The 10954-nt window shown below is 65.2% G+C and carries 12 protein-coding genes; 7 read left to right on the plus strand and 5 right to left on the minus strand.

Annotated elements, in window-relative coordinates; translation table 11 throughout:
* Positions 1 to 65: 65 nt before the first annotated feature.
* Together IBX18_RS32260 and IBX18_RS32265 are read right to left on the minus strand one after the other, a co-directional pair.
* Positions 66 to 290: a hypothetical protein gene (locus tag IBX18_RS32260; protein ID WP_194837258.1), complete on the minus strand. Its 225-nt coding sequence runs from the start codon at positions 288 to 290 to the stop codon at positions 66 to 68.
* A gap of 154 nt (positions 291 to 444) precedes the next feature.
* Complete coding sequence (locus IBX18_RS32265) at positions 445 to 1728, minus strand: FAD-dependent monooxygenase (protein ID WP_228542103.1); 1284 nt, start codon at positions 1726 to 1728, stop codon at positions 445 to 447.
* 239 nt (positions 1729 to 1967) lie between these two features.
* Here IBX18_RS32265 and IBX18_RS32270 point away from each other — a divergent pair, with 239 nt between their 5' ends.
* Both IBX18_RS32270 and IBX18_RS32275 read left to right on the plus strand, forming a co-directional pair.
* Positions 1968 to 2894 carry a GNAT family N-acetyltransferase gene (locus tag IBX18_RS32270; RefSeq protein WP_194837259.1) on the plus strand — a complete coding sequence of 309 codons (927 nt, stop codon included), beginning with the start codon at positions 1968 to 1970 and terminating at the stop codon, positions 2892 to 2894.
* Entirely contained in the window at positions 2891 to 3241 is a 351-nt protein-coding gene (locus tag IBX18_RS32275; RefSeq protein WP_194837260.1) for a hypothetical protein, read from the plus strand. Before IBX18_RS32270 ends, IBX18_RS32275 begins: the two co-directional genes overlap by 4 nt.
* 69 nt (positions 3242 to 3310) lie before the next feature.
* Here the strand turns inward: IBX18_RS32275 and IBX18_RS32280 are convergent, their stop codons facing one another.
* Positions 3311 to 4426 carry a BTAD domain-containing putative transcriptional regulator gene (locus tag IBX18_RS32280; RefSeq protein WP_194837261.1) on the minus strand — a complete coding sequence of 372 codons (1116 nt, stop codon included), beginning with the start codon at positions 4424 to 4426 and terminating at the stop codon, positions 3311 to 3313.
* Positions 4427 to 4498: 72 nt separating this feature from the next.
* Here IBX18_RS32280 and IBX18_RS32285 point away from each other — a divergent pair, with 72 nt between their 5' ends.
* Together IBX18_RS32285 and IBX18_RS32290 are read left to right on the plus strand one after the other, a co-directional pair.
* Complete coding sequence (locus IBX18_RS32285) at positions 4499 to 5791, plus strand: serine/threonine-protein kinase (RefSeq protein WP_194837262.1); 1293 nt, start codon at positions 4499 to 4501, stop codon at positions 5789 to 5791.
* 196 nt (positions 5792 to 5987) lie between these two features.
* The gene (locus tag IBX18_RS32290; RefSeq protein ID WP_107660342.1) at positions 5988 to 6482 is read left to right on the plus strand and encodes a PAS domain-containing protein; all 495 of its coding nucleotides are present in this window, start codon (positions 5988 to 5990) and stop codon (positions 6480 to 6482) included.
* 65 nt (positions 6483 to 6547) lie between these two features.
* Here IBX18_RS32290 and IBX18_RS32295 read toward each other — a convergent pair whose 3' ends face one another.
* Entirely contained in the window at positions 6548 to 7489 is a 942-nt protein-coding gene (locus IBX18_RS32295) for an enoyl-CoA hydratase/isomerase family protein (protein WP_194837263.1), read from the minus strand.
* A gap of 25 nt (positions 7490 to 7514) precedes the next feature.
* Positions 7515 to 8366 (minus strand): SDR family oxidoreductase, encoded by an 852-nt coding sequence (locus IBX18_RS32300; protein WP_194837264.1) that lies wholly within the window; start codon positions 8364 to 8366, stop codon positions 7515 to 7517.
* A 283-nt stretch (positions 8367 to 8649) separates the two neighbouring features.
* Between IBX18_RS32300 and IBX18_RS32305 the strand changes: the two genes are divergently transcribed.
* From IBX18_RS32305 to IBX18_RS32315, 3 genes are all read left to right on the plus strand, one after another.
* Positions 8650 to 9078, plus strand: a complete 429-nt coding sequence (locus tag IBX18_RS32305) for a MarR family winged helix-turn-helix transcriptional regulator (protein WP_194837265.1) — start codon at positions 8650 to 8652, stop codon at positions 9076 to 9078.
* A gap of 60 nt (positions 9079 to 9138) precedes the next feature.
* Positions 9139 to 9657: a phenolic acid decarboxylase gene (locus tag IBX18_RS32310; RefSeq protein WP_194837266.1), complete on the plus strand. Its 519-nt coding sequence runs from the start codon at positions 9139 to 9141 to the stop codon at positions 9655 to 9657.
* Positions 9658 to 9838: 181 nt separating this feature from the next.
* Positions 9839 to 10936 (plus strand): cobalamin-independent methionine synthase II family protein, encoded by a 1098-nt coding sequence (locus IBX18_RS32315; RefSeq protein WP_228542104.1) that lies wholly within the window; start codon positions 9839 to 9841, stop codon positions 10934 to 10936.
* Positions 10937 to 10954 lie beyond the last annotated feature (18 nt).

Raw genomic sequence — 10954 nt, forward strand, 5'->3', positions numbered from 1 at the left:
CTCCGCGGGTAGCGCGGGAGATCGAGGTCATCTTTATTGGCCGCTCAGCTCACAGCCGTTCTGCGTCACCTCGCGAGCCAGACTGCGGTCCACCCGTCCGCACCGAAGTCCCTGCAGTCGTACTGATGGCTGTCGTTCCCCTTCTCCGACAGCACCCACTGGTAGCAGGAATACCAAGACGAAAAGCCGGTGTGGACCGGGAACTCGCTCTCGGCCGAGGCGGGCCCGGACGTAGCGACTCCCATGAGCGCGAGGCCGGCGATCATGGCAGTGGCAATAGCTGTTTTCATTTGCGTTCTCCCCCGTAGGTGTTCTGATCAACTGCGAAAACAGCCTGTAGGAAGATCGTTAACAAAACCTTGCCGAAAACTTTCAATCCCGCTGTGCGGCAAACCTTTCTGTCGACACCACGGGACTCGGCCGGGGAAGTTCCTTGTGTGGCACCTACGGCTTGGCCGACGAGGTGACCGGCTGTCCGGCCGGAGCTGCGGAATCCAGCATCCCTGCGTAGTCGGGCAGCTCTACTCCGTTGATCGCACGCTCGACCAGTTCGGCGAACCATTCACCCGTGAAATCGACGCTCGGCTCGGCGTCCGGTCCGGGTACCTCGCGGCTGCGCGCGCTCAACCGGCCGATCTCCTGGTTGGCCTCGACGAACGAGCGCATCTGCTTCTCGTAGGCGGCGAATCCGGTCTCCGGGTCCCACCCGGCGGCGGCCAGCTCGCCTGCCAGTAGGTAGGCGCCGACCAGGGCCAGCCCGGTGCCCGCCCCGGACATCGGCGACGAGCTGAACGCCGCGTCCCCGAGCAACCCCACCCGTCCGTTCGACCAGCGGTCCATCACCACCTGGGCGACCTGGTCGAGGTAGAAGTCGGGGGTGTCGTCCAGGTGCGCGAGGATGTCCGGGGTCAGCCAGCCGAAGTCGGCCATTTGCGCACGCAGCAGGCGCTTCTGGGCTTCGACATCGCGGTAGTCGACGTCGAAGTCCCCCGCGGGGAAAGAGAACATGGCCATCGCCTTGGTGGCGTCCGGGACGGGCCGCAGGCCGGCGGAGCGCCCGGACTCCTGGTAGTCGATCAGCCAGCGATCGATCTCGAACTCGTTGGGCACACTGTAGAAGGCCAGCACGTGCCCGAGGTGGCGGATGAACTGCTCGTGCGGTCCGAAGACCATTGCTCGCAGCGCAGAGTGCAGTCCGTCCGCCCCGATCACCAGGTCGAAACGCCGCCGATCGCCGCCCGCGAAAATCACGTCGACCCCGTCCGCGTCCTGGGTAAGTTCGGCGATGCGGTCGCCGAAGATGTATTCGACACCGTCGCTGGTGTCGTCGTAAAGCACTTGTGACAGGTCTCCGCGCAGGATCTCGATCTCCGCGATGTATCCGTCGCCACCGTGGTCCTCGGCACGGTAGGTCTCCAGCACCTTCCCGTCCGCGTCCACGGTGTACGCGCCGGCGGTATCGGTACAAGCCGCACGCACGGCAGCGTCGAGCCCCATGCGCCGGATGACCTCCTTGGCCACCCCACGCGCATCCACCGCCTGCCCACCCGGACGCAATGCGGGAGCCCGCTCCACCACGGTCACCGCGGCGCCCCACCGGCGCAACCAGTGAGCCAGCGCGGGCCCCGCGATGCTCGCCCCCGCCACCAGCACCCGGGGACCGCTCACCCGCGCCCCCTGCTCACCCGCCCGGACCGTGTGCTCCTGCGCTGGGTTCTCGACGCTCATCACTGCCTCCATGTGTTCCTCCCGCACCGGGACCGCCCCAGCACAGGCCCACCGCTGTCGGTGTATCCAGCCATATCGACTACGTGCACACACGAAATTCATCGGTACAGCCGAGATCGTGTCCTCGCTCCTGCGAACACCGCGAACTCGGGAGCCCGCTAATCGTCTCCGAAGATTCCACTAAGCATCGGGTTCTACGGTTGCCTCATCAATTCGGAATCGACCGAAAAGGGTACGAAATGATAAGTACTGGCCGGGATTTCGAGGGGATGCCGAGCATCACCACGCGCACTGCGGCGAACCGAGAAGAGCTGCGCGCTGAGCTCGCGGACCTGTTGCAACACGATCCCGCGACCCTTACCGATACCGCTCGGTTCATCGAAGACCTCGGTATGGACAGCCTCGACATGATGACCCTGTCGGCGTGGCTGGACTCGCACGGCGTGCGCGTGCAAACCGACCGAGAGCGCCGCGGCACCGTCGGCGATGTCCTGGCGCTCGCGGAAACCGTTGCGGGCAAACGTGTTCAACTCACCATCCGGGCCGGGAACGCTACGTCCTCCGGCCCCGACTCGGTGCCGGAACTGCCACCGTCGCAACCCGATCCGCTCGCACCTGTCCTGCACAGCTCGGTGTTTCGGCTCGACGCCCTGCAACCGGGCGACACCGAATACCTCTACGCGCTCGCGGTTCGCCCGGAGAACTGCTTCCGCTGGCGATACCGCGGGGCACCGCCTGCGCCAGAACGTTTCGTCGAAGAGCTGTGGGCGCAGGTGCTCACGCAGTACGTCGTGCGCCGCATCGACGACGACCAACCCGCCGGGCACGTCGTCGCCTACAGCGCCGACCGCCACGGCAGTCACGCCTACCTCGGCGCAGTGTTCGAGCCTGCGTACGCCGGAACCGGGCTGGCTGCCGAGGCGATCACCCTGTTCGTCCGATATCTGTTCCGTACCTTCCCATTTCGCAAACTGTATCTGGAGGTACCCGGATTCAACTGGCCGCAGCTGAGCAGCGGTGAGGGCCGCTACTTCCAGGTCGAAGGCCGACTGCGCGGCCACGTCTACTACGCCGGGCGCTACTGGGACCAATACCTCTGCGCGATCTACGCAGACCGAACGTTCGAGGAATCAACCTCGGATGGCAAGGAAAGGAAACTGTCATGAAGTCAACTGCTCGCCGCAGGATGCTTGTCGGCGTATCGAGCCTCGGTGTCGCCGCCGCAGCGATCGCGCCGTCCACCGCGTATGCCGCGGCACCGGAACCGTTGACCGCGGCGAAGTTCGAGGCTGCCGCGGCTCGCACGCCGCTGCCTGCGTGCGTCGATGTCCGGCACTCGACCGATTGGCGCCAGAACAAGCTGGACGTCACGAACAACTGCGGCTACGGCGTCAATTGGTTCGTCGACAAGGAAGGACCCAACCTGGATTGCCGGCACACTCCCGCGGGCGGACGTGACCGTGTCACCTGGGGTATCCAAGACGCCTATCACGGCACCTACAAGTGCGGCTGAGCGAGTGGGCGAATCCCTTTGCGTGCAACGGGGTTCGCCCTACCCGCAGCCAGGCTCTCTATCGTTCGGCTACTCATCGGCGAGGCTCTCGATTCGCATTGCCGTCGCACCGATTCGGATCGTATCGCCGTCGGCGACCAAGGTGCCGGTCACGATTTGTGTTCCGTTGACATAGGTTCCGTTCGCCGAGCCGAGGTCGACGAGCAGCATCCCGGCCTCACGAACGACGAGCCGCGCGTGATGCCGGCTGACGCGTGCGTCGTCGAGGACCAGATCGTTGTCCGGTTGCCGGCCGATCCGAACCCCGTTGTCGATCTCGACAGTCCGGCCATCCGACAAACGCAGCACTGCGCACGGTGCGGATTGCGTTGCCGCCGTGGTGGTTTTGCCGCGCGGTAACTCTACCGGCAGCAGCGGCTGCTGGCGCCGGACCTGCTGCTCGAGGGCCAGGGTGACCGGATCGGGATCGAGCCCTTCCAGTTCCGCGAGATTCGTTCGTAGTCGCCGGCACGCGTCGAGCGCCTCGGCTTGCCTTCCGGCGAGGTACAGCGCGGTGACGAGCCTGCGCCACACGGCCTCGTTGACCGGATGGTCGGCCGCCAGTGTGGTCATCGCACCGACCGTCTCGGCCGCACGCCCCAGCGCGATTTCGGCGTCGACGCGGCTCAGCACCGTATTCAGGCGGCGGTCGGCTAGCTCGGCCGCGAAGTTGTCGGCGAAGCCGAGGCCGCGCAGATCGGCGAGCGGGTCGCCGCTCCACTGCGCCAGCGCCGTATCGAAATGCGCGAGCGCACCGGCGTGATCGCCCGCAGCGGCCGCCGCAGTGGCTGCGGCCCGCTTCGATTCGAAACGCGCGGCGTCGCAACAGCTGTCGGCGAGTTCGAGCTGATAGCCGGGGGTGACCGTCCGAAGGATCGCGGCCGGGTCGGCCCCCGCCGTCCGCAGGGCTTTGCGGATGTCGGCGACGAACACATGCAGTGTCGGGGCGAAGCGACGCGGCGGACGGCCGTCCCAAATACCGTTGGCCAGCGCATGAGACGACACCACCCGCCGCCGGTTGACCGCGAGCATCCCCAGCACCGCGCGAGGCTTGGTGCCGCCGATATTCAATGCCGAGCCGTTGACCAGCAGCTGTACGGGCCCGAGCAAGCGCACTTCCACCGACGGCACAGTCTCGTCGGACATCTGCCCAGGATAAGCGGTGGTGCCGGAACGCAGCGAGTATTCTGGGATGCGTTCTCGTGCAGGAGGTGCAAGATGGCCGCCCCGTCCTTGCTACGGGGCACGGTTTTCGCCGACCACCTGATCGTCGAACGTCTCGGCTCCGGCGGTATGGGTACGGTGTACCTGGCGCACCACCCACGCCTACCCCGGTCGGTGGCGTTGAAGGTGCTGGATCCCGAGCTCGGTTCCGATCCTCGTTTCCGGGCCAAATTCGAGCGCGAAGCCGAATTGGTTGCGCAGCTGGATCATCCGAATATCGTCGGCATCCACGACCGCGGCATCGAGAACGGGTTGCTGTGGCTCTCCATGCATTACGTCCCCGGTGGTGACCTCGCACGCCACCTGCGCCGGCATCGGCGCGGACTGGACCCGCACCGCGCGGTGCACATCGTGACCGAGGTCGCCAAGGGTCTCGACCACGCCCACCGGCGCGGCATCGTGCACCGAGATATCAAGCCCGCCAACATCTTTCTCGGCACCGAAGACCGTATCCTGATCGGAGATTTCGGTATCGCCCGCACCACCGACGCGGACGCCACCGAGACCGTCGGGCCGCCTATGCTCACCCGAGCCTACGCCGCACCAGAACAGTGGGCGGGCGACGCCACGGACTCGCGTACCGACGTCTATGCCCTCGGTGTCACGCTGCACGAGCTGCTCACTGGCCGGCTCCCGGGAGCCGGTGTCGCACAAGCGCTCCCGCCGCGCCTGGCGGCCGTGGTCGCCAAGGCTTCCGCTGCTGACCCTGCCGACCGCTACCAGTCGTGCGGCGATCTGGCCGCCGCCGCGACCGCGGCGCTGTCGACCAACCATCGTCGCCGCCTCGCATCGGTCGCATTCGGCACGACCGTGACCATGGCGGCAGTCTTCGTAGCTTGGGACACCATGCGCCCCAACCTTATCGACGGCGATCCGTGGCCCGCACCGGGCCTGGTGGAGATACCCGGCCCGCCGTTTGCACTGCAATGCCCCACGCCCTACCTGAAGTCCGACCGCGGTCCCAAGGGACTGTGCACCGCAGTAGATGCGGCCGAGAACGAGGCGACCTTCTACTTCTACTACCCGCGCACCAACGAACGGGAGCACCGGGAAGGCCCCTTCTCGATCCAGAGCCAGAGCGAACCTGTCAAGAAACAAAAGGACGGCACCACTTACGTGAGCGGTCCCACCGTGAAGTCGTCGTTCGCGGGCGCGGTCAATGTTGGGCACCGCTACGACGCCGACCGCGAACACGGCACCTTCGCCCGAGACACATTCGGCGGCTTGCTGCCTTTCCTGGCCACCTTCGAACCGCTACCGGTATGCCGCACCGTCGCGGACTGCTGACCCGCACTGCGCGGCAAGTGCTTCACTCGATGCTGCCATCTTCGCCCTCGGGAAACCGACTGCCCGGACAGCAATTTCGGTACACTTACCCCAGGTGAAAGGGGGGCGGAAGTCACCTCGACTTGACTGAGCCACGCGCCCAGATTTCTTCATCGAACGCAGCTGTGACGCTCTATTCCGAGTGATAGGAAGCGAAATGAGTATCAGTCAAAAGATTACCGCCGGCGAACTGAACGATCTCACGTTTCACGGCAAGCTCGAGAACGGTCACCTGGTGCCCGGTGGCCTGCTCGGCGACCAGGCCGCGATGGACGACATCGAGGTCGGCATGTATGTCCTGGAGAAGGACGGCACGCTGATCGCCTGCAACAAGACCGCAATCGGCGCCTGGGGGCGCAGTCCCGAACTCGGTAAGAGCGAGAAGTACTGCGGCGCGTTCCGCCTGCGTTACCCCTCCGGTGAGGTCATGCCGCACGAAGCGGCCCCGCCGTCGGTGGTCATCAACAACGGTGGCACCGTGCGCGACGCCGACGTCATCTGTGAACAGCCCAATGGTTTCCGGCTGCTCGCGCTGGTCAACGTCTTCCCGATCCGCGACGAGTCCGATGAGGTAGTGGGCGCGGTCAACATCTTCCGCCACAACACCACCAAAACCGTGCCGGGACTGCTGGAATCGGCAGACGCCGGCTGAACCAGCCACGCAGCGCCTCTCCCCCGCCGGGATCGACCCGGCCGGGAGAGGCGCGGTCACCCACTTCAGAAGTCGACCACCCCGCCCTCGACCCACCGCGGCAAACGCTCAGCGATGAACGACGCCAGGTCTCGACCGCTGGTTTCGACCTCGCGGATCTCTTCGAGATACTTCCCCATAGCGCGTTGCGCGGAAGCGGTCGAGCTCGTCTCGAGGAATCCGGTTCGTTCGATATGCAGTCCCTTTTCCAAGGATTCCGAGCCGCCTTCGTAGATGGCACGTTTGAGGGCTCCGACCGCGACCGGTGACCTGCGGGCGAGCCGTGCGGCGGTACTGCGCGCCTCGTCCAGCAAGTCGGCCGGAGTGACCAATCGGTGCACGAGGCCGATGTCGCAGGCACGAGCGGGAGTGATCGGGGCACCTTCCAGACACAGTTCCAGCGCGCGGGCAGCACCGAGCACCCGCGTCAGCATCTGTGTGCCACCGCCTCCGGGGATGATCCCGACCAAGATTTCCGGTTGACCGATCTCATAGGGGCCGTCGGCCATCAACCGGATGTCGCAGGACAGCGCCAGCTCACAGCCGCCACCGAGCGTACGACCGTTGAGCGCCGCGACGAATACCTTGTCGGAGTCGCGCATTCGGCGACACACCTCGTGGTAGCGACGCAGATCGGCGACGCCACCCGCGCCGGCGCGGGCCAGTGCCGCTTGTCCGCCGGGAACATGATCGGCGGCGCGGCTGGTGTGCAGAGCCGCGGCGGCGGCGCGCCGAGTCAGGGTGACCGGCGATGCCGCTGCGCCCGCCAGGATTTCAGCGACGTCGTAGTGGCTGACGAACACGTCCTCGACCGCGCTGGTGAGCACTACTGCGCGGACCGCGTCATCGCGTTCGAGCGAGGTGAGCAGATCTGCGAGAGCAGTCATGATTTCACTGGTGAGGAAGTTATAGGGCGGGTTGTCCAGCCACACGGTCGCGACGGTGCCGTCACGTTCGGTACGAATCATGATTCCTCATCTGCCGAAGGACTTTTCACTGTCGAGCGCGGCGGAGTCCGAGCCTGATTACCGCAGGCATCACCCGCTGGTAGCCGACCGGGAAGAGTCGCTGGACGACATCCATCGCGACCGCGTCCGCACCGATGCGCACTTTCGCCTTGCCGCGCCGGATTCCGTCCACGATCGCCAGTGCCGCCTGCTCCGGTGTCGTGCGCGCTATCCGGTCGAACATCTCGACATTGGCCGCGGCAGAACCGGCCCGAGCGACACCGGTGCCCTCGATCCTGGTCGACCGCGCGATATTGGTCCGAATACCGCCCGGATGCACCACCATGACGCGCACCGACGAACCCGCGAGCCGCAGTTCCATCCGCACCGACTCGGTGAATCCGCGCACCGCGAACTTCGTCGCGCTGTAGGCGGATTGACACGGCATCCCGAGCAACCCGAACACGCTCGACACATTGGCGATCGTGCCGCCGCCTGATCGCTCGAGAATCGGATAGAACGCCCTGGTGCCGTGCACGACACCCCAGAAGTTGATATCCACGATCCACCGCAGACTCTCGTCGCTGATCGTAACGCCATCTCCGAGCACCGCGACTCCGGCGTTGTTCAACACGATATCCACTCTGCCCCAGCGCCTTTCGACGCCGTCGGCGAAGGCATAGATCGAATCCTCGTCCCCCACATCGACCAGATGCGTGCTGACCTCGGCACCGAGCCCGGCCACTCGATCAGCCGTCTCCTTCATCCCCAGCTCATCGATGTCGGCCAGGGCCACTATGGCACCGCGGCGCGCAAGTTCGACAGCCGTCGCCGCCCCGATCCCCGACGCGGCTCCGGTCACCACCGCTACCTTGCCGTCCAGCCGCCTACCAGACATGTTGCAGCCCTTCGCTCGGTCCCACCGTCGCCACAATAGAGAACGATCACTCCCTGAAGTAGCGATAGGACCACACGCGGCGCAAGACTGTCTGCGTGCACAATCGGACGCACCGACCCTCCGCCCGGTGCACATGCCGAAGAGATGACTACGGCGTTGACCGCCTGCCGATCAACCTGATCCGCTCGAACGCCAGCCGTTGGTAGCCGGTCGCACGCTTGGCGAGCTCACTAGAAGAAAGAAATAGTTTTAATGAGAAACTGTTTTCTGCCAAAATATCAGGGTGAATACCGCTACTGAACTGAGCCGACTTCTCGGCCCCCTACGCAGAACCGTGTTGCGCGCCACCCGCGCCGCCAAAGACCTACCAGACCTGCCCGAGGCCCAGATCGAGCTGCTGCGCGCGCTCAGCGAGGCCGGGTCGCTGAGCCCGAGCGACGCGGCACGCCAGCTCCAGGTCGCACCCTCGACCATCAGCAACCTGACTCGGCGGATGATCGCCGACAGACTCGTCCAGCGGCACACCAGCGACGCCGACCTGCGCGCGGTCACCCTCACCGCCACCGCCGAGGCCATCGAACTGCTGAACCTCTACGACCACGCCAGCACCGAGATCCTGTCCGAGGCCATCAGCAGACTCCCGCCGGCCGAGCAGAAGGCACTGACCACGGCTCTGCCCAGCCTGGAACACCTGCTCGCCGAACTCCACTAGAACTACTTTTGCTGCAAAAGTATTTTGTGGTAAAATTACAGTCCTACCGAGGAGGCAGCGATGGAGACTTCAACCGAGCAGGACACCACGCAGGACCTATCTCAGATCGTCGGCAAGCACCTCATCTACACCTATGCCAACGGCTGGCAGTACGAGCTCTACGTCCGTAACTCCACCACGATCGACTACCGGATCCATGCCGGCATGGTCGGCGGCCGCTGGGTCAAAGGGCAGTTCGTCGACCTCACCCAACTCGACGCGGACAACTACAAGCTCTCCTGGACCGAGCCGACCGGCACCTCGGTCAGCGTGAACATCATGCCCGGCCAACGCCGACTCCACGGGGTGATCTTCTTCCCCCAGTGGATCAAGCAGCACCCCGAGCACTCGGTCTGCTTCCAGAACGAGCACCTGGCGGAGATGGCCGAGTACCGCGACCAGGGCCCCACCTATCCGATCTACATGATCGCGGAGTTCGCCCAGATCACCTTCCTCGAAGACCGAGGCGCCGACGACGACACCGTAATCGCCTGTGCCCCTGCGGACCTGCCCGCCGACTACGTGACCCGCACCAACTGATCCTGCCGTCCAGCGGATTCATCGAATTGCTTGTCCTGACCCGCCCGCCGAATTCGACTCGCGGGTGCGCGAAACCGGATGAGTTGATCGCCGGTGGGGGGAGGTTTCGGCGTGCTACCGTGATCGGCAGCGCGACCTTCTGCGGTCAGCGGGAGGCCAATTCGCCGGTCCTGCAACGGATATGACCGGCCGTGTGGGGAAGGGGAGAATATTTATGTCTTTGCCGACCGAACCTATTGGAAGTATCCCGCGGCCGACGCCGCTGGTGACGGGGATGAAAGAGCATGCGGCGGGGCGGATCAGCGATGACGCGCTGGCCGAGTTGTCTGACGCGGCGGTGCGGGACACCATTGCGCAATTGGAATCGCTTGGGTCGCCGGTGGTTACGGACGGCGAGCAGAGTAAGCCCAGTTTTGTCAGTTATCCGTTGGCCGGATTGACGAACCTCAGTCCCGATGGTGCGGTGATTCCCTTCGCGGACGGACACACGCGGCAGTTGCCGGCGTTGAGCGCAGGGCCGTTTCGGTACGCGACCTTCAGTGCGCAGTATCTGCAGGCTGCGCGGAAGTATGCGACGGCGCCAGTCAAGCAAGCCGTGATCGCGGCTTCCGCGATGAGCCTGTTGTATCCCGCGGACGGCATCAGCGGGTATTCGCGAGAACAGTTCCTCGACGATCTCGTGGACAACGTGGAGGCTGATATTCGCGGGGCGTTCGATGGCGGTGCGCACTCGGTCCAGCTCGACTTCACCGAGGGGCGGCTGTCGCTCAAGCTCGATCCTTCCGGCGGGTTGCTCGACTCGTTCGTCGCGTTGAACAATCGGGTGCTCGATCGCTTCACGCCGGAGCAGCGCCAGCGGATCGGCCTGCACACTTGCCCTGGCGGGGACCAAGATTCGACCCACAGCCTCGACGTCGACTACGCGGAGTTGTTGCCGAAACTGTTCGGCATCCATGCCGGGCAGTTCTACGTCCAACTTGCCAGCGAGCCCGATCCTGACCGGGTACTGCAAGTCATCGCCGAGCACTTGCCGGCGGAGGCCCGAATTTTCGTCGGTGTCATCGATCCGATCGATCCGGCCGTCGAGACGGCGGAGCAGGTGCGGGACCGGGTGCTCAACGCGGCACGGCACCTGCCCGTGGATCGACTCGGCACGTGCGACGACTGCGGATTCGCACCGTTCGGCGACGACGTCTCTACGTCGCGCGAAACCGCGTTCGCGAAAGTTCGTGCCCGCATCGAAGGCACCGCGGCGGCGTCCAAAGAACTCGGCGTGTGAGCTAACAAAGCAGGGGCC

This window comes from Nocardia sp. XZ_19_369, from assembly GCF_015355715.1.
In the GTDB taxonomy this organism is placed as follows: Bacteria; Actinomycetota; Actinomycetes; order Mycobacteriales; family Mycobacteriaceae; genus Nocardia.

Excerpts from the sequence above, each read along its gene's own strand:
- IBX18_RS32275 (WP_194837260.1), top strand. The coding sequence starts at position 2,891 with ATGAAGTCAACTGCTCGCCGCAGGATGCTTGTCGGCGTATCGAGCCTC.
- IBX18_RS32290 (WP_107660342.1), top strand. The coding sequence starts at position 5,988 with ATGAGTATCAGTCAAAAGATTACCGCCGGCGAACTGAACGATCTCACG.
- IBX18_RS32295 (WP_194837263.1), bottom strand. The coding sequence starts at position 7,489 with ATGATTCGTACCGAACGTGACGGCACCGTCGCGACCGTGTGGCTGGAC.
- IBX18_RS32260 (WP_194837258.1), bottom strand. The coding sequence starts at position 290 with ATGAAAACAGCTATTGCCACTGCCATGATCGCCGGCCTCGCGCTCATG.
- IBX18_RS32315 (WP_228542104.1), top strand. The coding sequence starts at position 9,839 with ATGACCGGCCGTGTGGGGAAGGGGAGAATATTTATGTCTTTGCCGACC.
- IBX18_RS32300 (WP_194837264.1), bottom strand. The coding sequence starts at position 8,366 with ATGTCTGGTAGGCGGCTGGACGGCAAGGTAGCGGTGGTGACCGGAGCC.
- IBX18_RS32310 (WP_194837266.1), top strand. The coding sequence starts at position 9,139 with ATGGAGACTTCAACCGAGCAGGACACCACGCAGGACCTATCTCAGATC.
- IBX18_RS32285 (WP_194837262.1), top strand. The coding sequence starts at position 4,499 with ATGGCCGCCCCGTCCTTGCTACGGGGCACGGTTTTCGCCGACCACCTG.
- IBX18_RS32265 (WP_228542103.1), bottom strand. The coding sequence starts at position 1,728 with ATGAGCGTCGAGAACCCAGCGCAGGAGCACACGGTCCGGGCGGGTGAG.
- IBX18_RS32280 (WP_194837261.1), bottom strand. The coding sequence starts at position 4,426 with ATGTCCGACGAGACTGTGCCGTCGGTGGAAGTGCGCTTGCTCGGGCCC.
- IBX18_RS32270 (WP_194837259.1), top strand. The coding sequence starts at position 1,968 with ATGATAAGTACTGGCCGGGATTTCGAGGGGATGCCGAGCATCACCACG.